Annotated in this window: 21 protein-coding genes; 7 read left to right on the top strand and 14 right to left on the bottom strand. The window is 64.2% G+C overall.

Translation table 11 applies throughout. From position 1 onward, the window contains the following. Nucleotides 1-138: 138 nt before the first annotated feature. Entirely contained in the window at nt 139-1,158 is a 1,020-nt protein-coding gene (gene egtD, locus PSV26_RS18880; RefSeq protein WP_300572993.1) for an L-histidine N(alpha)-methyltransferase, read from the bottom strand. Nucleotides 1,159-1,330: 172 nt separating this feature from the next. Between egtD and PSV26_RS18875 the strand changes: the two genes are divergently transcribed. Further along, a complete protein-coding gene (locus PSV26_RS18875; RefSeq protein ID WP_300512838.1) occupies nt 1,331-1,882 on the top strand; it encodes a TlpA disulfide reductase family protein in 552 nt (183 codons plus the stop codon). A 141-nt stretch (nt 1,883-2,023) separates the two neighbouring features. Here PSV26_RS18875 and PSV26_RS18870 read toward each other — a convergent pair whose 3' ends face one another. Beyond that, the gene (locus PSV26_RS18870; RefSeq protein WP_300572990.1) at nt 2,024-3,169 is read right to left on the bottom strand and encodes a hypothetical protein; all 1,146 of its coding nucleotides are present in this window, start codon (nt 3,167-3,169) and stop codon (nt 2,024-2,026) included. A gap of 240 nt (nt 3,170-3,409) precedes the next feature. On the opposite strand from PSV26_RS18870, the gene PSV26_RS18865 reads away from it, so the two are divergent. Next, on the top strand, nt 3,410-4,513 hold the full coding sequence (locus PSV26_RS18865; RefSeq protein WP_300572987.1) for a transglutaminase-like domain-containing protein: 1,104 nt from the start codon (nt 3,410-3,412) through the stop codon (nt 4,511-4,513). Between the two features lie 136 nt (nt 4,514-4,649). On the opposite strand, the gene PSV26_RS18860 is transcribed toward PSV26_RS18865, so the two are convergent. From PSV26_RS18860 to PSV26_RS18840, 5 genes are all read right to left on the bottom strand, one after another. Next, complete coding sequence (locus PSV26_RS18860) at nt 4,650-5,561, bottom strand: pseudouridine synthase (RefSeq protein WP_300572984.1); 912 nt, start codon at nt 5,559-5,561, stop codon at nt 4,650-4,652. Further along, nucleotides 5,558-6,298, bottom strand: coding sequence for a tRNA (guanosine(46)-N7)-methyltransferase TrmB (gene trmB / locus PSV26_RS18855; protein WP_300572981.1), 741 nt, complete (start codon nt 6,296-6,298; stop codon nt 5,558-5,560). Before trmB ends, PSV26_RS18860 begins: the two co-directional genes overlap by 4 nt. Then, nucleotides 6,295-7,269: a tRNA glutamyl-Q(34) synthetase GluQRS gene (gluQRS, locus tag PSV26_RS18850; protein ID WP_300572979.1), complete on the bottom strand. Its 975-nt coding sequence runs from the start codon at nt 7,267-7,269 to the stop codon at nt 6,295-6,297. The genes trmB and gluQRS overlap by 4 nt, the downstream gene beginning before the upstream one ends. Nucleotides 7,270-7,378: 109 nt before the next feature. After that, on the bottom strand, nt 7,379-8,455 hold the full coding sequence (locus PSV26_RS18845) for an FAD-dependent oxidoreductase (protein ID WP_300572976.1): 1,077 nt from the start codon (nt 8,453-8,455) through the stop codon (nt 7,379-7,381). Between the two features lie 166 nt (nt 8,456-8,621). Beyond that, nucleotides 8,622-9,566 carry a LysR family transcriptional regulator gene (locus PSV26_RS18840; protein ID WP_300572973.1) on the bottom strand — a complete coding sequence of 315 codons (945 nt, stop codon included), beginning with the start codon at nt 9,564-9,566 and terminating at the stop codon, nt 8,622-8,624. Between the two features lie 115 nt (nt 9,567-9,681). Between PSV26_RS18840 and PSV26_RS18835 the strand changes: the two genes are divergently transcribed. The 4 genes from PSV26_RS18835 to PSV26_RS18820 all read left to right on the top strand — a co-directional run bounded on the left by PSV26_RS18835 (nt 9,682) and on the right by PSV26_RS18820 (nt 12,486). Continuing rightward, nucleotides 9,682-10,383, top strand: coding sequence for a pirin family protein (locus PSV26_RS18835; protein WP_300572970.1), 702 nt, complete (start codon nt 9,682-9,684; stop codon nt 10,381-10,383). An 84-nt stretch (nt 10,384-10,467) separates the two neighbouring features. Beyond that, complete coding sequence (locus tag PSV26_RS18830; RefSeq protein ID WP_300572967.1) at nt 10,468-10,878, top strand: DoxX family protein; 411 nt, start codon at nt 10,468-10,470, stop codon at nt 10,876-10,878. 129 nt (nt 10,879-11,007) lie between these two features. Beyond that, nucleotides 11,008-11,562 carry a flavodoxin family protein gene (locus PSV26_RS18825; RefSeq protein ID WP_300512819.1) on the top strand — a complete coding sequence of 185 codons (555 nt, stop codon included), beginning with the start codon at nt 11,008-11,010 and terminating at the stop codon, nt 11,560-11,562. A gap of 39 nt (nt 11,563-11,601) precedes the next feature. Continuing rightward, entirely contained in the window at nt 11,602-12,486 is an 885-nt protein-coding gene (locus PSV26_RS18820; protein WP_300572964.1) for a pirin family protein, read from the top strand. Nucleotides 12,487-12,489: 3 nt separating this feature from the next. On the opposite strand, the gene egtB is transcribed toward PSV26_RS18820, so the two are convergent. Both egtB and PSV26_RS18810 read right to left on the bottom strand, forming a co-directional pair. Beyond that, nucleotides 12,490-13,830, bottom strand: a complete 1,341-nt coding sequence (gene egtB, locus PSV26_RS18815; RefSeq protein ID WP_300572962.1) for an ergothioneine biosynthesis protein EgtB — start codon at nt 13,828-13,830, stop codon at nt 12,490-12,492. A gap of 18 nt (nt 13,831-13,848) precedes the next feature. Continuing rightward, the gene (locus PSV26_RS18810) at nt 13,849-14,640 is read right to left on the bottom strand and encodes a sulfurtransferase (RefSeq protein WP_300572960.1); all 792 of its coding nucleotides are present in this window, start codon (nt 14,638-14,640) and stop codon (nt 13,849-13,851) included. A gap of 151 nt (nt 14,641-14,791) precedes the next feature. Between PSV26_RS18810 and dnaE the strand changes: the two genes are divergently transcribed. Beyond that, a complete protein-coding gene (dnaE, locus tag PSV26_RS18805) occupies nt 14,792-18,298 on the top strand; it encodes a DNA polymerase III subunit alpha (protein ID WP_300572958.1) in 3,507 nt (1,168 codons plus the stop codon). 71 nt (nt 18,299-18,369) lie between these two features. On the opposite strand, the gene tolA is transcribed toward dnaE, so the two are convergent. Genes tolA through PSV26_RS18780 form a run of 5 tightly spaced genes read right to left on the bottom strand, consistent with a single transcriptional unit; the run spans nt 18,370 to nt 22,131 of the window. Beyond that, a complete protein-coding gene (gene tolA / locus PSV26_RS18800) occupies nt 18,370-19,293 on the bottom strand; it encodes a cell envelope integrity protein TolA (RefSeq protein ID WP_300572956.1) in 924 nt (307 codons plus the stop codon). Nucleotides 19,294-19,318: 25 nt separating this feature from the next. After that, entirely contained in the window at nt 19,319-19,750 is a 432-nt protein-coding gene (locus PSV26_RS18795; RefSeq protein WP_300572954.1) for a biopolymer transporter ExbD, read from the bottom strand. A 59-nt stretch (nt 19,751-19,809) separates the two neighbouring features. Further along, on the bottom strand, nt 19,810-20,502 hold the full coding sequence (gene tolQ, locus PSV26_RS18790; protein ID WP_300512805.1) for a protein TolQ: 693 nt from the start codon (nt 20,500-20,502) through the stop codon (nt 19,810-19,812). After that, entirely contained in the window at nt 20,499-20,942 is a 444-nt protein-coding gene (gene ybgC / locus PSV26_RS18785; protein WP_300512803.1) for a tol-pal system-associated acyl-CoA thioesterase, read from the bottom strand. Before ybgC ends, tolQ begins: the two co-directional genes overlap by 4 nt. After that, nucleotides 20,935-22,131: a pyridoxal phosphate-dependent aminotransferase gene (locus tag PSV26_RS18780; RefSeq protein ID WP_300573617.1), complete on the bottom strand. Its 1,197-nt coding sequence runs from the start codon at nt 22,129-22,131 to the stop codon at nt 20,935-20,937. The genes ybgC and PSV26_RS18780 overlap by 8 nt, the downstream gene beginning before the upstream one ends. Between the last annotated feature and the right edge of the window lie 15 nt (nt 22,132-22,146).

Raw genomic sequence — 22,146 nt, 5'->3', positions numbered from 1 at the left:
AGACCGCAATGACGGGCGGGAAACCACCGTTCGGGCCGGCCCTGCCAATTCCGTCCTTGTTGTCAGCACTTGCTGGCAGATCCCTGCCGTCCGAATCAAGGACAACTTTGACCGAGGCCCTCGCGCCGGGGACAGCGGCTAGGCCGAAGCCCAAAACACCGCAAACCAGTCCTTCGGATCGGTCCAGTAACTGACCTGCTTGAAACCAGCCCGCCGAAGCAGGGCCGACATGGAGGCCACCGTGTACTTGCAGGAGCTTTCCGTGTGGATGCGTTCACCGCCGCGGAAACGACGTTCGCCACCGGGCCAGCGCACAGTCAGGTTGTGCAGCGCCTGCAGGTGCATCTCGATGCGGGATTCTGCTTCATTGAAAAGCGCCATGTGGCGCCACTGGTGAACGTCAAAGTCTGATCCCAGCAGGGTATTGACATGGCGCAACACGTTTTTGTTGAACGCCGCGGTGACACCTAGCGAATCGTCGTAGGCGGCTTCCAGCGTGGCCTTGTCCTTGACCAGGTCGATGCCTAGCAGCAGGCCACGCGCGGCGCCTTGCGCCGGATCGGCGAGTCGCTGCAAAAACGCCTGCGCCTCGTCCGGTGAAAAATTTCCCAGACTCGAGCCCGGGTAGAAAAATACCCGGTTGTCCCGCTGCACTTGCGGCGGCAGTGCCAGCCCGGCAGAAAAGTCCATGCCCACCCCGACGATGTCCAGCGCTGGAAAGGTGCTTTGTACCTGCTCGGCGGCCTCGCGCAGGAAGTCCACCGAAATATCGACCGGCACATATTGCCGCGGCTGCAGGTGCGGAATCAGGCGTGTGGCCTTGGCACAGCTTCCGGCGCCCAGGTCAATCAGGCAGGGGTGCCCGATGCCGGCTCCCGCCAGGGTGGCCGCAAAGTCGCCGGACGCTGCGTCGAAAATGCCGGCCTCTGTCCGCGTCGGGTAATACTCGTCGAGCCGGGTGATGGCCTCAAACAGCTGCGACCCCAGCGTGTCGTAAAAATATTTGGGGGCCACTGTGGCCGACGCGGCATTCAGGCCTTCAGCAAGCTCCACTGCTGCCGCAGGCGCCCGGCCGGGCGCAGTCTGCTGGTATTGGTCGATGAACTGCGGTGATGCAGGCGCGAGGGCCAGCTTCGGGTGTTTGAGGGGAGAGTTCAAAATCGGTGCAGCCGGTGGGCCTGTGTTGGTTATCGGAATTTACCGCAGCTCCGGGTCGGCCGCTGTAGGACTGTTTCGCCTTGCGTGAAATAGCGCCAGCGGCGTCGGGTTTCTGGGGTGTTGTCCCCCACTGTGCCCGGTTTTTGCCGCCCTGTTAATCTTGGCCGCGTCCATGCCCTTTTTATTACACACCCAGGCGCCCCGGCGCCACTTCCTGCAACTTGCCGCACTGGCGGGCCTGGCCACGCTGGCCGCTCGCCCTGCCGGGGCTGCGACCGAGCCCGCCTATGCGGTCTCCCCCTGGCAAGGCGCTGTGCCGCCACTGCAGGCGGTGGACACCCAGGGCAAGCCGTGGCGCCTGTCCGACCTCCGGGGCCGTGCGGTGCTGCTCAATTTCTGGGCCAGCTGGTGCGAACCCTGTCGCGCGGAAATGCCAACGCTGCAGCAAATCGCTGACTTCTACGGTCCCGACAAGTTGCTGGTGCTGGCGATCAATTTCAAGGAACACCCGACACGCGCGATCCAGTTTGCAGCCAGGACCGGGCTGAGCCTGCCCGTCTTGCTGGACCCCCAGGGCCAGACGGCACGAGCCTGGGGCGTCAAGGTGTTTCCCACCACGGTGCTGGTGGACCGGCAGGGCCTGCCGCGCCAGCGCGTGCAGGGCGAGCTCGACTGGACCGGCGCCGCCGCTGCCCAGTGGATCGAGGCCTTGCTCAAGCAGTAGACGAACCGGCTTTGGTCAGTTGAGCGACCGGGCGGATCTTCTCCCTGCCAGCCAGGGCCGCGGATCTGGCTTTGCCAGTCCGCAGGCGCAGCGGCCCCCTCGGGGGGCAGCGAGGACACGAAGTGCCGAGCGTGGGGGCCCCTATTCCTTGGGCAGGACGAGGTCCGACGTACCGGGGCAGACCCAGCGCGCAAACTCGCGTGTGGTGTCGAGGCAGCCGCCGTCGCGGTACACGCCGCGCGGTTCGCGGTAACGCTGCATCAGGGCCAGAATGCGTGCAAGCCCGGACGCATCCTGCTGCGCCGCCGCCACCAGTGCGGCCACTTTGGCCTCATCGACGCGTTCATGGCCTTCCGCGTCCCGGTACAGCGCATGGCGCCACTGGTAGATCTCCAGGCATTTGTCGGCGAGCGTGTAGGGATGCTGGGATTTCCAGAAGTTGCTGAACAGGCCGCCGCCGAGGTAGATTACCCAGGAGCCCTCGTAGCCGGACGCCTCGGCCGAGGCTTCGTCGGGATTGCGGAACCAGGTCCTGTCGCCCGGTACAAAATAATGCGGGGGCAGGGGGGCCTGCATCGAACCCTGCTCGCGCAGAAAAACATCATGAAACTGGCCCGACATGATGGGCCGGGCGGCCCAGAGCGTCTGCAGCTGCGCATACAGGGCCGGGTTGCAATGCGCCAGTTCCTCGGCAATGCCCAGCAGCATCACGTACTCGGTGGCGCGGTAACAGGAAAACGAATAGAGCGCGCCGGAGACCTCGGGCTGGGTCGCCTTGGCCAGGGCGGTGAGCAGCGACACGCCGGGCCGGATGACGAAGCCGATGTCCTCCTGGTAGGTCCAGCAGTCCTGTGGCCGTTCGGCCTGGCTGGTGTGAAAGGACAGACTGGTCTTACGGGCCGCACGCACAATGTTGTGGCGAATGCGGACGGCGGACGCCAGTTCCTCCAGGCTGGGGAATTCAAAGGCCACCGGTCCGATCAGCATCGCTGCCACGATCTCGCGTGTCAGGTCAGCCGGTTTGTCACCGGTATCGAGCTGCAACCTGCGGCCCAGCCCGAGGGTGTCGTAGCCGGGTGCCCAGGCATCGACCTGTTCCGCATTCAGACTGATCCGGATGAAGTGACCGGCGTCATCGCGGCCTTCCGCGCTGAGCACACAGTGAGCCAGGTCCTGCGCGTCCAGCAGCGTCAGCACCGCTTGCAGCGTTGCCGCCGGCCCCTGGCCGGCGCTTCCGCGTATCAGGATGCCTTGCGGCCCCGCTGGTGGTTTGCCCGATTTGCCCATGCCATCGTCTCCGGCTTTTATGATTCGTTATCGTGGGAGCCTGCAACGCTGGTGGCGCGCGGGACGCCAGGAGCTTGCCCGATAAATATAACCGAGTCATTTTCGTCATCGTGATCGGCAGGGCGAAAGCCGCCATAATTGTCCCTCGGCGCAAGCTTTGGGCTTTCCGCCGCATGGACATCCCGGTGCACCTTCTCATGCCCGGTCACGTCTGCCAACCCACCTTTCGGAGTTCTTTTGATGACCACCGTACGCCGCACCTTCCTGAAAAATACCGCTGCAGCCGCCATGGCGGCCGCATTGCCTGCGATCAGCTTCGCCCAAACCGCGCCCCGCCGCCTCTTTGCGCCCCAGAGCGGCGCCTGGCGAACCTTTGACGTGACGACGCGCGTCGACATCGTCAAGCCCCAGGGCGTGACCAAGGTATGGCTGCCGATTCCATCGGTCAACAGCGACTACCAGCGTTCGCAGGGCAACAGCTTTTCGAGCAACGGCAAAACCGATCTGACCGACGACGGCGTGGATGGCGCCAAGATGCTTTACGCCGAATTCGACGCGGGCCAGAGCCAGCCTTTTGTCGAGCTGACGAGCCGCGTGCAAACCCAGGGCCGTGCCGTCGACTGGTTGCACAAAACCGCGGTGCGTGAAGATGCGGATACGCTGCGCCATTTCACGCGCCCGACGAAATTCCTGCCCACCGACGGCATCGTGCGCACGACCGCGCAAAAAGCCATCGCCGGCGCAAAAACCGACGTCGAGAAAACGCAGAAGCTGTACGACTGGATCGTGGCCAACACCTACCGCGACCCCAAGGTGCGCGGCTGCGGTGAGGGCGACATCAAGACCATGCTGGAAACCGGCAACCTGGGCGGAAAGTGCGCCGACCTGAATGCGCTGTTTGTCGGCCTGTGCCGCTCGGTGGGCATTCCGGCGCGCGACGTGTACGGGATCCGCCTGGTGCCTTCAGCCTTTGGCTACAAGGAGCTCAGCGGCAACCCCGTCAGCCTCAAGGGCGCGCAGCACTGCCGCTCGGAAGTGTTCCTCAAGGGTTACGGCTGGGTGGCGATGGACCCGGCTGACGTGGCCAAGGTGATGCGTCTGGAAACGGCCGACTGGATCAAGAACACCACCGATCCGGTGGTGGCCCCGGTCAACAAGGCGCTGTTCGGCGGCTGGGAAGGCAACTGGATGGCCTACAACACCGCCCACGACATTGCCTTGCCGAATTCGAAACTCGAGAAGCTGGGCTTTTTCATGTACCCGGTGGGTGAAAACGCCGGCGGGCGTTTCGACTCCTACGCGCCGGACGACTTCAAGTACCAGATCACGGCGAAAGAAATCTAGCCCCCACGCTTGCTCACTGCGTGTACTGCGCTGCCCCCCGAGGGGGCCGCTGCGCCTGCGGCCCGGCGAAGCCGGTTCCGCGGCCCCTGCTTGACTAAGACCGGGTGTTGTTCACCGGGCACAAGTCGTTTGTCGCTCACGGGAAATCCAAGCGCCGCTTGCTGCTGAACTGCCGTCGCTGGCCGGTGAAGGGATCGTCGAAGCTGATGGCCTGCGCCAGCAGTTGCAAGGGGTAGCGGTAGTCGTCCTCGGGCGTCGGGTCCAGCGGCGGGTAGACGCGATCGTTGACGATAGGCAGGCCCAGCGCATACATGTGCACGCGCAGCTGGTGCTTTTTGCCGGTGACCGGGCGCAGGCCGTAACGCGCCAGCGGGCCGCGCGTCTCCAGCAACTCAATCCGGGTTTCGCTGTTCGGCGCACCCGCTTCTTCAGCCTGACGGAAAAAGGGCTGGCCCTCGACGATGCGGCTGCGGCTCACGCGCGGAAATTCGATGTCGACGCGCCAGGGCGCAATCGCTTCGTAATACTTGTCCACCGTGCGTTGCCGGAACAAATCCTGGTAGGCGGCACGTTCGGATGGCTGGACCGAAAACAGCACGATGCCGGCGGTTTCGCGGTCGATGCGGTGGATGGGGCTCAGGCCGTCCAGGCCCAGCCGGGTTTTCAGGCGCACCAGCAGCGTTTCCTGCAGGTAGTGGCCGGAAGGTGTGACCGGCAAAAAATGCGGTTTGTCGACCACCACCAGATGGTCGTCCTGGAACAGCAGTTCTTCGTCGAAGGGGATGCGGGTTTCCCGTGGCAGCGCGCGGTAGTAATACAGCCGCATGTGGCCGCGGTAGGCGCGCTGTGGTGTGATGGCTTCGCCGAACTCATCGACAACTTCGGCGGCCGCCATGCGCTGCCGCCAGACCTCGCGTGAAATGTCGGGAAAACGCTGGACCAGGAAGTCGGTGAAGCTCGGCCAGTCGCCGCCGGGCAGGCTCACACAGCTCGGGCTCACCCCCTCACGTGTGGGCAACCCGCCCAGCGCAAGGCGCTGCTTTTTCACACGCGTTCGAACACCACGTCCCAGACGCCATGCCCGAGCTTGATGCCGCGGTTTTCGAACTTGGTGAGTGGCCGGTAGTCGGGCTTGGCGGCATAACCGTCGGCACTGTCCGCCGTGTTTTTCAGCAAAGGCTCTGCCTTGAGGACCTCAAGAATCTGCTCGGCGTAAGGCTGCCAGTCGGTGGCGCAGTGCAGGTAGCCGCCGGTCTTGAGGCGCGCCGCCAGTTTGGACACCAGTGGCGCCTGGATCAAGCGGCGCTTGTTGTGTTTTTTCTTGTGCCAGGGATCGGGGAAAAAAATGTGCGCGCCATCCAGGCTGCCGGGCGCCAGCATGTGGTCCAGCACCTGTACCGCGTCGTGCTGCAGGATGCGGATGTTTTCCAGGCCTTGCTCGCCAATGCGTTTGAGCAAGGCGCCGACGCCGGGCGTGTGCACCTCGCAGCAGAGGAAGTTTTTCTCCGGCAGCAGTGCTGCAATCTGCGCGGTGGCTTCACCCATGCCGAAGCCGATTTCCAGGATGGTGGGCGCGACACGTCCGAACGCAGCCTGGACGTCCAGCGGCGCTGCCGAATAAGGCAATAGAAACTTTGGCCCCGCGTCTGCAAAAGCCCTGGCCTGGCCGGCCGTGGTGCGGCCGGTGCGCAGGACAAAGCTGCGGATGGTGCGCATCCGGCTGGCGTCGGGTGAAACGTCTTCTGGCGGGGCGGGCGGCAGTTGGGTGGTGGGGGATTCAATCACCGCTCAATTTTAGTCGCCCGGCCCCAGAGGGCTACCGCCTGCTGCAGCCAGTCAGCGGGCGTGCGCGCAGACAGGCCTGCAGGAAGACCGAGTACCTGCCCGGCTTCACCCAGCGCCTGCAGCGGCCGGGTGAGGTCCAGTGCGCTGGCACCGTTCTGTTTGGACAGCTTTTCGCCGTTGGCTCCGAGCACCAGCGGCGTATGCAGGTAACGCGGGAGTGGCAAGCCCAGTGCGCGCTGCAGCATGATTTGCCGCGCCGTGTTGTCAGCCAGGTCTTCCCCGCGGACGATGTCGGTGATGCCCTGCGCGCCGTCGTCCACCACCACCGCCAGCTGGTAGGCCCACAGGCCGTCGGCGCGCTTGAGCACAAAGTCGCCGACCTCCTGCGCGACGTCCTGCTGCTGTGCGCCGAGCCGGCGGTCCTGCCAGTGGATCAGCGGGTCTGCTACCGAATCAGGAGCTGCCTGCGCCCGTGTGGCAAGGGCTGACGGCCGATTGGGTTTGATGTTTTCAGTGCGGAAGCGCCACGCCCGTGCGGGGCGGCCCTGCAGACCGTGACGGCAGGTGCCGGGGTAGACCAGCTCGCCGTGGCGCGGCCGCGGCTTGCCGCCGGCCTCCAGTACCCGTTCAATGTCCTGTCGTGTGCAGGCGCAGGGGTAGGCCAGCTGGGCGGCGATCAGGGGGTCCAGTGCGGCCTGGTAAACCGCGCCCCGCCGCGACTGGTACAGCGGCGGCTCATCCGGCAGCAGTCCGCAGGCGGCCAGTTGCTGCAGTATCAGGATGTCGGCGCCGGGCACACAGCGCGGCGTGTCGATGTCTTCGATACGCACCAGCCACTGGCCGCCATGCGCCCGCGCATCGAGCCAGCTTGCCAGCGCAGCGACCAGAGAGCCGGCATGCAGCGGGCCGGTGGGTGACGGCGCGAATCGACCTGTATAGCGAGCCGGCAAAGCGTTGATCAGTGTTTGCATGAGTCAAGCAGGGGCCGCGGGTCCGGCTCCGCCGGCCCGCAGGCGCAGCGCCCCCCGGGGGGCAGAGAGTTACACGCAGTGAACGAACGTGGGCGCTGACATGTGATGGCTAACAGAGGGCCAACGCCATTTCCAGGCCGGAGACAAACGCGTCTTCAGCCCGATGGCCGACACACCAGTCGCCGCAGCTGCCGATACGCGATTTTGCATCCCACAGATGGCTCTGGCCCAGTGGCTCGGTGGTCTGCGCATAACGCCAGCGGTGCACCTCGGCGTGCGGCGGCTCGGCGCGGATGCCGGTGACCTCGGTGAAGGCCCTGAGCAGCTTGGCCTTGATGCGTTCGTCGTCGTCTTCCAGGTGCCGCGTGGACCAGTCCGGGCTGGCCTGCACGGTCCAGCGTTCGATCGGGCTGCGCCCCGGCTTGGAGGATTCGCGCGCCAGCCAGGCAATGCGGTGGTGGGTGCTGCGCGCCGCATTCCACTGTGGTCCCAGGTGTGGCAACGTTGGCTGCTGCCCTTGCGGAAAAGCCAGCATCAGGGTCCAGCACGGGGCGATGGCGACACCGGCCAGGGCTGGCATCAGCGCCTTGCCCTGCTGGGAGCTGAGCAGCAGGGCGTGCGCCTGCGGCGCGGGCACAGCCAGCACCACGGCGTCAAAGCCGGAATACACCTGGCTGCCGGCGCCCGGGCCCTCAGTCTGCAACTGCCAGCGCTCGGGGTGCAGCTTGTCGCGTTCCATCCGGATGACCTGGGTTTCCAGCATCAGCGAGCCGTCGGCGGCCAGGGGCTGGGCCCACTGCTTGAGCAGCGCGCTCATGCCCGGTGTCGCCACCCAGTGGGCTTCCCGGGGTGGCGGGGCAGACGCCACGACACGACCGGCCTCGTCGAGGATGCGCACGGTGTTGGCGCTCCAGGGCCGCACCAGGCCAGGGCTGGTGGCGAGTGCCTTTTCGAAGCGCGTGTCACGTACGGTGAAGTACTGCGTGCCATGGTCAAAGCCGCCAAATTCCGTGTTGCGGGTGGCCATGCGGCCGCCGGGCCCGCGGCTTTTTTCAAACACCGTCACGCGGTGGCCCGCCTGCATCAGTGTGCGGGCGCAGGCGATGCCGGCCATGCCGGCGCCGACCACGGCGATATGGCGTGGCACGGTTGTGGCAGAGGGGGCAGAACGGGTTTTTTTGGTCATGTCTTTGTACTTTTTATGGCGGGGTGAAAGGGGCGGTTGGCCGGCGGGTCCCGGAGGCAGGCTTTCCCGGATTCTGGCAGCACAGCACAAACATCAATGGAACTCATGATCACACTCTACACGCTGGCGGGACCGGCCGACCGAACATTTCCCGCGAGGCAGGGTTTTACACAGCATGGTCGCGCTCCAGAAGCGCCTTTCGCGTCGCGGGGCTGTCCAGCTGCTTGAGCCACCACTGCAGTGCGCGGCCCTCGTTGCCGCTGGTCACGCGGCGCCAGGCATAACTGACGGGAATCAGGCGTTCCGCCCGCTGCACGCGCTTTTCAACCAGCCTGCCGGTGGCGATGTGGGGCCGCGCCAAATACTCGGGCAGAAAGCCGCCACCCAGGCCACGCAACTGAGCATCGAGTTTTTCCTGCATGCCCGGTACGGTGAAGATGTCCTGGCCGCCCAGCAGCCCGACCGAGACACCGCTCCCCCGCTGCACCGAGTCGGCGACCGCGACCGCACGGTGCGGCATCAGCATGGCATCGGTGACGGGCTCGGGGGCCTGCGCCAGCGGATGGTGCGGCGCAATGGCGTAGATGAAATGGATGCTGCCCAGCGGCTTGCTCTGCACCGACTTGTGCAGGCCGGGCTCGATGGCCACGCCGATGGCCAGATCGGCCTGGCCCGAGGTGAGGGCTTCGAGCGTGCCGGACAGGGCTTCTTCCCGCAGCCGCAGGCGGGTGGGCGGGTTCAGCGCAAAAAAGGCCTCGCACAACTCCATCACCGTGGTGCGAGAAATCACGCTGTCGACCGCCAGGGTGAGCTGGGGCTCCCACCCGGTGGCCACACGTTTGACGCGGTTGGCCACCGCGTCGAGTTCAGCCAGCAGGCGTGTGCCTTCGCGCAGCAGTTCCTTGCCCGCCTCGGTCAGTCTGGCCTGCCGCGAGGAGCGGTCGAACAGCAACACGTCCAGCGCATCTTCCACCTGGCGAATGCGGTAGGTCAGCGCGCTGGGCACCACGCCGAGCTCGCGTGCAGCCGCCGCCATGCTGCCGGTGCGGTGCACGGTGCCGATCAGGCCGATGGTTTCGGGGGTCAGCGCATCGCGCACACGGTTGTTCATTGATGGGTTGACGGTTCAAATAATTTGAATGATGCCATCAAATAACTGCAATGGCCACCGGCGCGCCGGCCCCTACATTGGAGTCATTGCAAACGCACCCTGAAAGGAGCACCTGATGATGACCCCCCGATCTTCCAGCGAACGCGGCTACGCCGACCACGGCTGGCTCAAGTCCTTCCATTCTTTTTCGTTTGCCGGTTATTACGACCCGGCTCACATGGGTTTTGGCAACCTGCGTGTCATCAACGAAGACCGCATTGCCGCCGGACGGGGCTTCGGCACCCATGGCCACCGGGACATGGAGATCATCAGTTATGTGCTCAGCGGCGAACTGGCGCACAAGGACAGCATGGGCAACGTCAAGGGCATTCCGCCTGGCGATGTGCAGCGCATGAGTGCGGGCACCGGGGTGCAGCATAGCGAGTTCAATCACGCCGACGGGCAGACCACGCATTTCCTGCAAATCTGGATTGAGCCCAATGTCACCGGCATCCCGCCGAGCTACGAGCAGAAAAGTTTTTCCGACAGAGACAAGCGCGGCACGCTGCGGCTGGTGGCCTCGCCCGACGGCGCGCAGGGTTCCGTGAAGATTCATGCGGACGCCAGCATGTACGCGGGCCTGTTCGACGGCGACGAAACGGCCGACCTGGCGCTGAACCCGCAACGCAAGACCTATGTGCACCTGGTGCGCGGGGAACTCCAGGTCAACGGCCTGCCTCTGAAGGCAGGGGATGCCCTCCAGCTTGAAGCCGAGAGCCAGCTGCAGTTGGGCCATGGCAAGGCCGCAGAGGTACTGGTTTTCGACCTGGCAGCCTGAACGCCGAAGCGGCCCGGTGCCCGCGCGGCCGGGCGCTTCGATTCGATTTTTTCTTTCATCACTCTCAACAAAAAAGGACTCACCATGCTCAACTCACTGCAAAACCCGCTTTCCTTCCTCGGTCGCTTGCTGATCGCCCTGCTGTTTGTTCCGGCCGGCTTCAGCAAGATTGCCGGCTTTGCCGGCACCGTGGGCTACATCTCTTCCAAGGGCGTGCCCCTGCCGGAAGTGGCCGCGGCGATTGCCATCGCGGTGGAGCTGGGCCTGGGCCTGCTGCTGCTGATCGGCTTGCAGACCCGCTGGGCGGCGCTCGGCATTGCCCTGTTCACCGTGGTGATCACCTTCATCTTCCACGCTTTCTGGTCCGTGCCGGCGGAGCAGGTCATGATGCAGCAACAGGCCTTCTTCAAGAACATTGCCGTGGTCGGTGGCCTGCTGACCATCGCCGCGTGGGGTGCCGGCGCCTGGAGCGCGGACGCCAAGCTCAAGGGCTGATCGCGGCACGCCGCGAGGTGCCTGCAGGCCGGCTCCAGGGCCGGCCTGCCTGTTTCCTTCTTCTTCTTCTTCTTCTTCTTCTTCCGGTCTTCCGGCTTTCTCCTCTTCTGAATCCAAGGACAACAAATCATGACCAACATCGTCGTTGTTTACCACTCTGGTTACGGGCATACCCAGCGCATGGCGCAGGCGGTGGCTGAAGGCGCGAGCGCCGAGCTGCTGGCCATCGATGCCGATGGAAATCTTCCCGAGGGCGGCTGGGAGCAACTGAAGGCTGCCGATGCCATCATCTTCGGTTCGCCCACCTACATGGGCAACGTGAGCTGGCAGTTCAAGAAGTTTGCCGACGCGTCCTCCAAACCCTGGTTCAGCCAGGAATGGAAGGACAAGCTGGCCGCAGGTTTCACCAACAGCGCCGGCATGAACGGCGACAAGCAGGGCACGCTCACCACGCTGTTCACGCTCGCGATGCAGCATGGCATGGTCTGGGTCAGCCAGGGCCTGATGCCGTCGAATAGCAAGGCGGCGCAGCGCGACGACATCAACTACCTGGTGTCCTACAGCGGTGCGATCGCGCAGTCGCCTTCCGACGCGGGCGCCAGCGAAATGGCCGCGGGTGACCTTGCCACGGCCCGGCTGTTTGGCCAGCGCGTGGCTGATGTGGCCGGAAAGTTCCACGCCTGACCTTACCCAACGACTGGACCACGCTCTGGAGTTACCACCATGCCTGTTGACCTCACATTGACCGGACACGACAAGGACCTCGGGGGCGGCTTTCGTGTGCGCCGCCTGCTGCCAGCCGTGCAGCGACAGGCGGTGGGCCCCTTCGTGTTTTTTGACCATTTCGGACCGGTCACGCTCGCCCCGGGAGCTTCGCATGACGTGCGCCCGCACCCGCACATCGGGCTGGCCACGGTGAGCTATTTGTTCGACGGCGCGATCATGCACCGCGACAGCCTGGGTTTCGAGCAGCGCATCACGCCCGGCGCCATCAACTGGATGACGGCGGGGCGGGGTATCGTGCATTCCGAACGCGCGCCTCTGGACCTGAAATCCACCTCCTACGTCAACCACGGCATCCAGCTCTGGGCCGCGCTGCCGCGTGGATTTGAAGAGGTGGCGCCCAATTTTGAACACACCCCGGCCGAGGCGATCCCGACGCTGGTGCTGGCCGGCACCGGGGTGCGCGTCCTGATCGGTGAGGCTTTTGGCCGGAAATCGCCGGTCAGAACCTTTGCACACACGCTGTACCTTGATGTTCAACTTGAGGCTGGCGAGGCGTTCGAACTGCCGCCGCTGGCGCAGGAACTGGCGGTGTACGCGGTGGATGGCGACATCACCATCGACGCGCAGCGCTTGCCGGCCCACGGGCTGGCGGTGCTGGCGCCGGGCGCCGCAGCGACATTGCTGGCCAGCCAGGCCACGCGGCTGATGGTGATAGGCGGCGATGCGCTTGATGGCCACCGCTTCATGTGGTGGAACTTTGTGTCCAGCCGCAAGGAGCGCATTGTGCAGGCCTCGCGCGACTGGGAGGCGCAGGCCATGGGCCAGGTGCCGGGCGATGCAGAGCTGATTGCCCTGCCCGAGCGCCGCTTTGCCGCGGAGTGAGTTTTACGGGGCGGCGGCGTCGCGTGCCAGGCGCAGGCCGCTGAACTGCCATTGTGCCTCCGGCGGAAAAAAGTTGCGGTAGCTTGCCCGCACATGGCTTTGCGGTGTGGCGCAGGAGCCACCGCGCAGCACGAACTGGTTGCACATGAATTTTCCGTTGTATTCGCCAACCAGGCCCTCCCACGGCTTGTAGCCGGGGTAGGGGTTGTAGTTGGACTGTGTCCACTCCCAGACATCGCCAAACATCTGGGCCGGGTGGCCTGCGCTGCGCTGCTGCAGCGGAATCGGATGGTAGGCGCCGGTTTCCACGAAGTTGCCTTCGGTCCGCTGGCCGGGCGGGACCGGCACACCGCGCGCGGCCAGCTCCCATTCAAACTCCGTCGGCAGGCGCGCGCCGGCCCATCGCGCATAGGCGTCGGCCTCGAAATAGCTGAGGTGACAAACAGGCGTGTGCGGGTCCACCTGGACCAGACCCTGCAGCGTGAAGTTGCGGTACGGGCTGTTTTGCGTGTCTGGCACCTGCCAGTACAGCGGCATGGCCGCGCCTGTGGCCTGCACCCAGTCCCAGCCCATGGCCAGCCACAGCTCCGGACGCCGGTAACCGCCGTCCGCCATGAAAGCCATCATCTCCCCGTTGGTCACCAGCCGATGGCCGATTTCAAACGGCGCCACATACACCTTGTGACGTGGCGTCTCGTTGTCAAAGGCAAAGGCACCGTCCAGCGTTGGGGCGAAGCCATGCTCCAGCAGGCCGCCCTCAAAGCCCGTCCAACGCAGCGGTTGCGGGCTGATGCCGGCCAGCGGCCAGTGCCCGGCATAGGCTGGCCGCCCCGGGTTGAAGGACAGGGCGTGCTTGATGTCGGTCAGCAACAGCTCCTGGTGTTGCTGCTCATGGTGCAGGCCCAGCGTGAGCAGCGTTTCCAGTTCCGAATCGTTCGGGCGCCGGGCCAGCAGCGCCAGGACTCGCTCATCGACCTCTGCCCGATAGGCCAGTACTTCGTCGAATGCGGGACGACTGATCAGCCCGCGTTTCGGACGGGGGTATTTGTCGCCGACGCCGTTGTAATAACTGTTGAACAGCACCCGGAAACCGGCGTCAAAGGGTTTGAAATCCGGCTCGAAGCGCTCAAGGATGAAGGTCTCGAAAAACCAGGTCAGATGGGCCAGATGCCATTTGGCAGGGCTGGCATCCGGCATGGACTGGAGCTGGCAATCTTCCGCACTCAGAGGGGCCGTCAGTGCCTCGGTTTGTGCACGAATCTGTTCAAATCGGCTGCAGAGTTTGCTGGCCGAACCGTCTGCAGGCTGGGTGCGTGGAACGGAACGGGTAGAAGGAGAAGGCATGGCGTGCACCGATGGAAGTCAGATGACCGGACAGCTTTTCATGGTTTTCGCTGGCGGCCTGTCAGACAAGGCGCCGACATCGACCCTGGGCGCCAGCGCCGGGTTCACCGCCCGGCGGTCATCGAAAACAAAACATTCACCGTCGAAGTGCGCGTGCCCCACTTCCTCAAAATATTTCAGAATGCCGCCATCGAGCTGGAACACATGTTCCACACTGGCTTCGTGCATGAAAATCGCTGCTTTTTCGCAGCGTATGCCACCTGTGCAGAAGCTGACCACAGTTTTGCCTTCGAGCTCGGCGCGATGCGCCAGCAGGGCCTGCGGGAAATCGGTGAATTTGTCGATGCGCCAGTCGATGGCGTGCCGGAAGGTGCCGACGTCGACCTCAAAGGCATTGCGGGTGTCCAGGGTCACGACGGGCCGGCCCGCATCGTCGTAGCCGGTGTCGAGCCAGCGTTTGAGCGTCGAGGCATCCACCGCCGGGGCGCGCCCGGCTGCGGGCTGGATCGCCGGGTGGTTCATGCGGATGATTTCGGGCCTGATCCGGACCAGCAGCTTGCGAAACGGCTGGGCGCTGGACCAGCTTTCCTTGACCTCCAGGTCATGAAAACGGGCGTCGCGCCGCAACCACGCCAAAAAATCATGAATGTCGCTGCACGAGCCGGCCAGGAAGAGGTTGATGCCTTCTTCCGCCAGCAGCACCGTGCCCTTGATGGCGCGGCTCTGCAGGGCTTTCCGCACCCCGGCCTGCAGCTCAGCCAGGTCTTCCAGGGCCACAAACTTGTAGGCCGCTATGTTCAGAACTTTCATGATGCCGGAATTGTAGGGGGATGCCTTTAATTCAAGCCGGGGCCGCGGAACCGGCTTTGCCGGCCCGCAGGCGCAGCGACCCCCTCGGGGGGGCAGGGAGTTACACGCAGTGAACGACCGTGGGGGCAACATCTGCCGCCTAAAATGAACCATGTTTGTCCATTTACGTATCCACACCGAGTTTTCAGTCGTTGATGGCACCAACCGCATCGATGAAATCGTGGCCGCCGCAGCGGCCGACCGCCAGCCCGCGCTGGCCATCACCGACCTGAGCAACCTGTTTGGCACGGTCAAGTTCTACAAGCAAACGCGCGGGGCCGGGGTCAAGCCGCTGATCGGTGCCGATGTGTGGGTGCAGGTGCCGGGCAAGGAAACGGGTGCGGCGCCGGCGCGGCTGCTGCTGCTGGTGCAAAACCGCCAGGGCTACCTGAATCTTTCGGAATTGCTGACCCGGGCCTGGACCCGGGGCGTGGTGCGCGACCAGGCCGTCATCAGTCTGGAATGGCTGCAGGAACTCGGCGAGGGCCTGATCGCCCTGTCCGGCGCGCAAGGCGGTGCTGTGGGGCAGGCGCTGGTGCAGGGCGACGGCCCGCGGGCGCTGGAATGTGCGCTGCATTTTGCGGGTCTGTTTCCGCACCGTTTTTACCTGGAACTTCAGCGCGCGCAACGCGCCGACGACGAGCAGCATGTGGCTGCGGCGGTGCAACTGGCCGCCCGCCTCAAGCTGCCGGTGGTGGCGACCCATCCGGTGCAATTTCTGGGTTACGAGGACTACGAGGCCCATGAGGCGCGTGTGTGTATCGCCGAGGGCGAGATTCTCGGCAACGCGCGCCGTGTTCGCAAGTTCACGCGCGAGCAGTATTTCAAGTCCTCGGCGCAGATGGCCGAGCTGTTTGCGGATTTGCCGTCGGCCCTGGCCAACACGCTGGAAATCGCCAAACGCTGCAACCTCAAGCTCGACCTCGGCAAGCCCATGTTGCCCGAATACCCAACGCCCGAAGTGGACGGCGTGCGCATGTCGCCCGACGAATACTTTCGCTACGCTTCTTTTCAGGGGCTGGAAGAGCGGCTGACCCACCTGTATCCCAACGAGAAGGTGCGCGATGAAAAGCGGCCGCAGTACGTGGAACGGCTCGAGTTCGAGATCAACACCATCCTGAAGATGGGTTTTCCGGGTTACTTCCTGATCGTGGGGGACTTCATCAACTGGGCCAAGAACAACGGCTGTCCGGTGGGGCCGGGCCGGGGCTCGGGCGCCGGTTCGCTGGTGGCGTATTCGCTCAAGATCACCGACCTGGACCCTTTGCAGTACAACCTGCTGTTCGAGCGATTCCTGAATCCGGAGCGGGTGTCCATGCCCGACTTCGACATCGACTTCTGCCAGACCAATCGCGACCGCGTCATCGACTATGTGAAAGACAAATACGGCCACGCGGCGGTCAGCCAGATCGTGACTTTTGGCACCATGGCCGCGCGCGCCGCGATTCGCGACGTGGGACGTGTGCTCGATTTTTCCTACGGCTTTTGCGACGGCATCTCCAAGCTGGTGCCCAACAAGCCCGGTCAGGCGGTGACCCTGCAGCTGGTGCCCGCCGACCGCAAGAAAAACGACAAGATGGTTTACGCGCTGGAGGCTGAACCGGTGCTGGCCGAGCGTGAGGCCAAGGAAGAAGATGTGCGCACCCTGCTGGAACTCGCGCGCAAGCTCGAGGGCCTGACGCGCAACGTCGGCATGCACGCCGGCGGTGTGCTCATCGCACCTGGCAAGCTCACTGATTTCTGCCCGCTCTACCTGCAGCCCGGCAGCACCTCGGCCGTGAGCCAGTTCGACAAGAACGACGTCGAGGCCATCGGTCTGGTCAAGTTCGACTTTCTGGGTCTGGCCACGCTGACCATCCTGGAGCTTGCGCGCGAGTTCATCGTCCAGCGGCATCCGGCGCAGAAGGACTTCAAGTTCGAGAACCTGCCGCTGGACGATCAGCGCGTCTATGCGCTGTTTGCAGAGGGCAAGACCGAGGCGGTGTTCCAGTTTGAAAGTATCGGCATGCAGCGCATGCTCAAGGACGCGCGCCCGAACCGCCTCGAAGACCTGATCGCGATGAATGCGCTGTATCGGCCGGGTCCGATGGACCTGATCCCGACCTACATCGCGCGCAAGCAGGGCAAGGAAACGCCCGAGTACCCGGACCCGCGTGTCAAGCCCATCCTCGAAGAGACCTACGGCATCATGGTCTACCAGGAGCAGGTGATGCAGACCGCGCAGATCCTGGGCGGTTATTCGCTGGGTGGCGCCGACATGCTGCGCCGCGCGATGGGCAAGAAGGATGAAAAGGAGATGGCCTCGCAGCGGGAGATTTTCCGCAAGGGCGCCGGTGTCAACGGCTTGAGCCAGGAAAAAGCCGACGAGGTTTTCGACCTGATGGAGAAGTTCGCCGGTTACGGCTTCAACAAGTCGCACTCGGCCGCCTACGCCTTGCTGGCCTACCACACCGCCTGGCTCAAGCGCCACTACACGGCCGAGTTCTTCTGCGCCAACATGACGGTGGAGATGGGCGACACCGACAAACTCAAGATCCTCTTCGGCGATGCCCAGAAGATGGGCATCAGCTTCGAGTCGCCCGACGTCAACCGCGGACACTACCGCTTCGAGCCGATCAGCAACACCAGCATCCGCTACGGCCTGGGCGCGGTCAAGGGCACCGGCCAGCAGGCGATTGCCGCCATCGTGGCAGCGCGCGAAGAGGGCGGGACTTTCACCTCGCTGTTCGACTTCTGCCTGCGCGTCGACAAGTCGAAAATGAACAAGCGCACGGTCGAAGCCCTGATCAAGGCCGGCGCCTTCGACAACCTGCAACTGAACCGCGCTTCGCTGCTGGCTTCGGTGGACCGGGCGTTTGAATTTGCCGCCCAGGCCGAGGCCAACGTGAACCAGGGCGGCCTGTTCGACATGGACTCGCATGCGGCCAGCACCCAGGAGCCGCCGCTGGTCGAGGCCGTGCCTTTCGGCGTGAAGGCGCGCCTGGTGCAGGAGAAAACCGCGATCGGCTTTTACCTGTCCGGCCACCTGTTCGACGAGGTCGAGACCGAGGTGCGGCAGTTCGTCAAGCGCAAGATCGACGACCTGATCGATTCGCGCGACCAGACCCTGCTGGCGGCCATCGTCAGCGACCTGCGTGTGATCAATGGCAACCGGGGCAAGCTGATCATCTTCAAGCTCGACGACAAGACCGACACACTGGAAGCCTCAGTGGACGAGGCCACCTTCAATGCCAACCGCAACCTGCTCAAAGACGACGAACTGGTCATTGTGCAGGGCACCTTGCAGCCGGCGTCGGAGCGTTTCGGTCGCCGTTTCAAGGTCACCCAGGTCTGGAGCCTGGAGTCGGCGCGTTGCCGCTTCGGCAAGTATCTGCGCGTGGCGGTCAACGGCAGCGCACCGGATGTGCAGCGCATCGTGCGGGACTTTCCTCCGCGCAAGGAGATGTCGGAGCAGGGCGAGGTCAGCCGAGGCCTGCCGGTGCGCCTGAGCCTCAAGCGCGACAGCGTGGTGGCTGAGCTGCAGCTCGGGGAGGCTGCGAAGTTTTTTCCGACCGATGCGGCGCTCGCCAGCTGGATGGCGCAGGCCGACCAGGGGCTGGCGCAGATTGTCTATGAGTAAAAACTGGCCACAGCCCTTGCCCTGATTGAGCGGGCAGCTATTTTATTGATAGCGTTTGAGGCGCGTGGCGCTCAATCCTTGGGCCGGAATTCAAGAATCATGGGCGTCGGGACCCGGCCGTCCACATCGCGCGGCATGGTTTCGGTGCGAATGATGGCCTTGATCACCGCCTCGTCCCAGGCCTTGTTGCCGCTGGACTTGATCAGGCGCTGGCTGATGATGCTGCCGTCCAGCGCGGTGCGCACCTCGACTTCGGCGGTGGGGTTTCCAGAGATGTCGTCGGTGAAGACAATGTTGGGTTTGACCTTGGCGCGCACCTTGCCGCCGTAACTGGCAGAAGGGCCGCTGGCTTTTTGCGCCGTGCCCTTGGCGTCAGCGCCGCCGGTGGCGCCGGCCAGGCCCATGGCCCGCTTGATGTTTTCCTGGCGCTGCTTTTCTGCTGCGGCGTCGGCCAGTTTTTTCTTTTCCGCTTCTTTGGCCTCCTGTTTCGCGTCCTGCTTTTTGTCTTCGGCCTTTTTCGCTTCAAGCTTCTTCGCTTCCTCGGCCTTGCGCCTGGCCAGTTCTTCCTTCGCCTTGAGTTCCTTGTCCTTTTTGGCCTGGAGTTCTTTCAGCCGGTCCAGCTCGGCCTTGGCCTTGGCCAGTTCAGCTTCTTTCTTCTTGAGCTCGAGCTTGCGTTTTTTCTCCCGCTCAAGCGCAATGTCCACGTCGGGTGCAGGGGGCGGCGGCGGCGCGGCCTTGACCACGGGCTCCGGTGGGGGCGAGGGAGGAGGGGGCGGCGGAGGTGGGGCTTCCACCAGTTTGGGCGCGGCCTCCTGCGGCGCGCTGGACCACAGTTCGGCCTCAAACGAGAGGTCGGGGTCGCTATGTTTCCAGTTGATTCCCCAGGTCAACGCACCAATCAGCAACAGGTGAACCAGCAGCGCCAGGCCAAAGGAGCGCAACGCACCGGGTTCGCGTTGCGGCGCAAGGTCGAGGCGGTCGGCGGCACTGGGCATCGATGGGCTTCAGCTCAGTTGCCGCTCAACTGCCGGTTTGCACCGAGAGGCCGACCCGGGCCACACCGGCCTTTTGCAGCCCATCCATGACCTTGACCACGGTTTCGTATTTGATGGATTTGTCGGCGCTGATCACGACCGGCGTGACCTGTTCTCCGGCTGGCACCGCCGGCTGCAGGCGCTTGACGGCGGCACCCACCTCGCCAAGCTTGACGGTGGTCGTGTTGCCCGCCGACTTGATCTGGATGACTTCGTCCTTGCTGATCTCGATCTGGATCGGCTTGGGCGGCTGGCCTGGCGCCTTGCCGACCTTGGGCAGCGCAATCATGCTCGGCGTGATCAGCGGTGCCGTCACCATGAAGATGATCAGCAGCACCAGCATCACGTCGATGAAGGGCACCATGTTGATTTCGCTGATGGTGCGGCGGCCCCGGCCACGGGATGAAACTGCTGGCATGTCGTTTTCCTAGGCGGGGCGCGAAGTACGCGAAGCAACAAGCGTGGGGGCGCACATCTTTAGTGACCTGAGGGCGAATGGGCGCCCAGGTTGCGCTGCAGGATGTTGGAGAACTCTTCGATGAAGGTCTCCAGCTTGTTGGCGACGCGGTCGATGTCGTGGGCAAAGCGGTTGTAGGCCACCACCGCGGGAATGGCTGCAAACAGGCCGATGGCCGTGGCCACCAGTGCTTCGGCAATGCCGGGCGCCACACTGGACAGCGTGACCTGCTCCAGCGCGGCCAGGCCGGTGAAGGCGTGCATGATGCCCCAGACCGTGCCGAACAGGCCGACGTAAGGGGAGACCGAGCCGACCGTAGCCAGAAAGGACAGGTTGGACTCCACCGCATCCATTTCGCGCTGGTAGCTGGCACGCATGGCGCGGCGGGCGCCGTCGAGCAGGGTGCCGGGATCTTCCATGCGGCGCTCGCGCAGCTTCTGGAATTCACGCATGCCGCTGGCGAAAATGCGCTCCATCGGGCCGCTGTGTTTGGCGTTCTGGTTGGCGGCGGCAAACAGGTCGTTCAGGCTGGTGCCGGACCAGAACTCGCGGTCGAACTCGTCGTTGAGCGACTGCACGCGCTTGAGCGAGATGATTTTGCGAAAGATCGCGGCCCAGCTCGCAATCGACACGCCGACCAGCAGGGCCACCACGCCCTGGACCACCCAGCTGGCGTTGAGAATGAGGCTGACAATGGATAAATCCTGATTCATGTTGTTGTTTCCAGACGGTCAAGGAGGTCAGCGGGAATTCTTGCAGGTTTCAGACCAGCGGCGTCGACCCAGCCGATGCGTATCGTGCCTTCACACAGCAGTACTGCCCCATGCTCTGATTTCAATAGCGCACTTTGCCCGATTATCAAGGACGCACGGCCCTTTTCGATCAAGGTCGCGGTAACAATCAGTTCATCGTCCAGTCGGGCAGGGCGCAGGTAACGAACGCTGGTTTGCGTCACAACGAACATGCCGCCGGTGGACTCGCGCAGACGGTGCTGCTCAACGCCCAGTGATCTGAGCCACTCGGTGCGTGATCGTTCAAAAAACTTCAGGTAGTTGGCATAAAACACAATGCCACCCGCATCCGTGTCTTCCCAGTAAACCCGCAAGGGCCACTGGAATGTGGAGGCATCCAGGGCACGGGTGGCTTCAGCCAAGGACGGCCTCCAGCCGGGCGACAGCCTCTTTCAGTTGCGCCATGGAACTGGCCGTGGAAAAGCGGACGTACTGCTCCGGCGCCATGGTGCCGAAGTCGCGTCCCGGTGTCACGGCGAGGTGGGCGCGTTTCATCAGCTCAAAAGAAAAGTCCCAGCTGCCGCTGACGCCCAGGCGGGCGGCGGCATCCGTGCAATCCGCATAGGCGTAGAAAGCACCGTCGGGCATCACGGGCACCGTCAGGCCCAGGCGGTTGAGTTCGGGGATGAAGTAGTCGCGCCTGGCCTTGAACTCGGAGCGGCGCCGTTCGTACTCGGCCAGACTGTCAGGCTCGAAACACGCCAGTGCCGCGTGCTGGGCCACGGTACTGGGGCAGATGAACAGGTTCTGCGCGATGCGTTCGATCACCGGTGCCAGCGCCTCGGGCACCACCAGCCAGCCCAGGCGCCAGCCCGTCATGTTGAAGTACTTGCTGAAGCTGTTGATGCTGACGATGCTTTCGCCCAGGCCATCTCCCATGGCCAGCGCTGTTTGCCCGAAACGTTCCTCGTAACTCAGGCCCAGGTAGATCTCGTCGATCAGCGTGACGCCGCCGCGGCTGTGCACGAACTCGTGGATGCGACGCAATTCGTCCGGCGCGATCGAGGTGCCGGTGGGGTTGGAAGGCGAGGCCAGCAGCACGCCACGGGTTTTGTCTGTCCATGCCGCCTGCACCTTGGCACTGCTGAGCTGGAAGCGTTCAGTGGCCGTGGTGGGCACCAGCACCGCATTGCCTTCGGCGGCGCTGACAAAATGCCGGTTGCAGGGGTAACTCGGGTCGGGCATGAGGATGTCGTCGCCGGCTTCTATCAACGCCAGGCAGGCCAGCTGCAGCGCCGCCGAGGCGCCGGCCGTGATGATGATGCGGCCGGGCGCCACGTTGGCCTGGAATCGCGAGGCATACCAGTGGCTGATGCACTCGCGCAGGCTCTGCAGGCCAGTCGCCTGCGTGTACTGGGTGTTGCCGTCGTGGATGGCGCGGGCCGCGGCCTGCTGGACCAGCGGCGGTGCGGTGAAGTCCGGTTCGCCAATATTCAGGAAAATCATGGGGCGGGATGTATCCGCCACTTCCCGGGCCAGCATGGCTGCGGCCTTGGCAACTTCCATCACGTAAAAAGGTTCGATGCGCTGCGCGCGCCGTGCGATCCGCAGGGTTGTCATGCTGCG

The sequence above is a fragment of the Polaromonas sp. genome, assembly GCF_029945685.1.
In the GTDB taxonomy this organism is placed as follows: domain Bacteria; phylum Pseudomonadota; class Gammaproteobacteria; order Burkholderiales; family Burkholderiaceae_C; genus Polaromonas.
This window is presented reverse-complemented; position numbering and strand designations above follow the sequence as displayed.

Bases quoted from the DNA above. Each gene is read 5' to 3' on its own strand.
- PSV26_RS18825 (WP_300512819.1), top strand. From the start codon at position 11,008: ATGACCAACATCGTCGTTGTTTACCACTCTGGTTACGGGCATACCCAG.
- tolA (WP_300572956.1), bottom strand. From the start codon at position 19,293: ATGCCCAGTGCCGCCGACCGCCTCGACCTTGCGCCGCAACGCGAACCC.
- egtB (WP_300572962.1), bottom strand. From the start codon at position 13,830: ATGCCTTCTCCTTCTACCCGTTCCGTTCCACGCACCCAGCCTGCAGAC.
- dnaE (WP_300572958.1), top strand. From the start codon at position 14,792: ATGTTTGTCCATTTACGTATCCACACCGAGTTTTCAGTCGTTGATGGC.
- PSV26_RS18865 (WP_300572987.1), top strand. From the start codon at position 3,410: ATGACCACCGTACGCCGCACCTTCCTGAAAAATACCGCTGCAGCCGCC.
- PSV26_RS18875 (WP_300512838.1), top strand. From the start codon at position 1,331: ATGCCCTTTTTATTACACACCCAGGCGCCCCGGCGCCACTTCCTGCAA.
- PSV26_RS18810 (WP_300572960.1), bottom strand. From the start codon at position 14,640: ATGAAAGTTCTGAACATAGCGGCCTACAAGTTTGTGGCCCTGGAAGAC.
- PSV26_RS18835 (WP_300572970.1), top strand. From the start codon at position 9,682: ATGATGACCCCCCGATCTTCCAGCGAACGCGGCTACGCCGACCACGGC.
- PSV26_RS18830 (WP_300572967.1), top strand. From the start codon at position 10,468: ATGCTCAACTCACTGCAAAACCCGCTTTCCTTCCTCGGTCGCTTGCTG.
- PSV26_RS18870 (WP_300572990.1), bottom strand. From the start codon at position 3,169: ATGGGCAAATCGGGCAAACCACCAGCGGGGCCGCAAGGCATCCTGATA.
- gluQRS (WP_300572979.1), bottom strand. From the start codon at position 7,269: ATGCAAACACTGATCAACGCTTTGCCGGCTCGCTATACAGGTCGATTC.
- PSV26_RS18840 (WP_300572973.1), bottom strand. From the start codon at position 9,566: ATGAACAACCGTGTGCGCGATGCGCTGACCCCCGAAACCATCGGCCTG.
- PSV26_RS18795 (WP_300572954.1), bottom strand. From the start codon at position 19,750: ATGCCAGCAGTTTCATCCCGTGGCCGGGGCCGCCGCACCATCAGCGAA.
- PSV26_RS18845 (WP_300572976.1), bottom strand. From the start codon at position 8,455: ATGACCAAAAAAACCCGTTCTGCCCCCTCTGCCACAACCGTGCCACGC.
- tolQ (WP_300512805.1), bottom strand. From the start codon at position 20,502: ATGAATCAGGATTTATCCATTGTCAGCCTCATTCTCAACGCCAGCTGG.
- PSV26_RS18820 (WP_300572964.1), top strand. From the start codon at position 11,602: ATGCCTGTTGACCTCACATTGACCGGACACGACAAGGACCTCGGGGGC.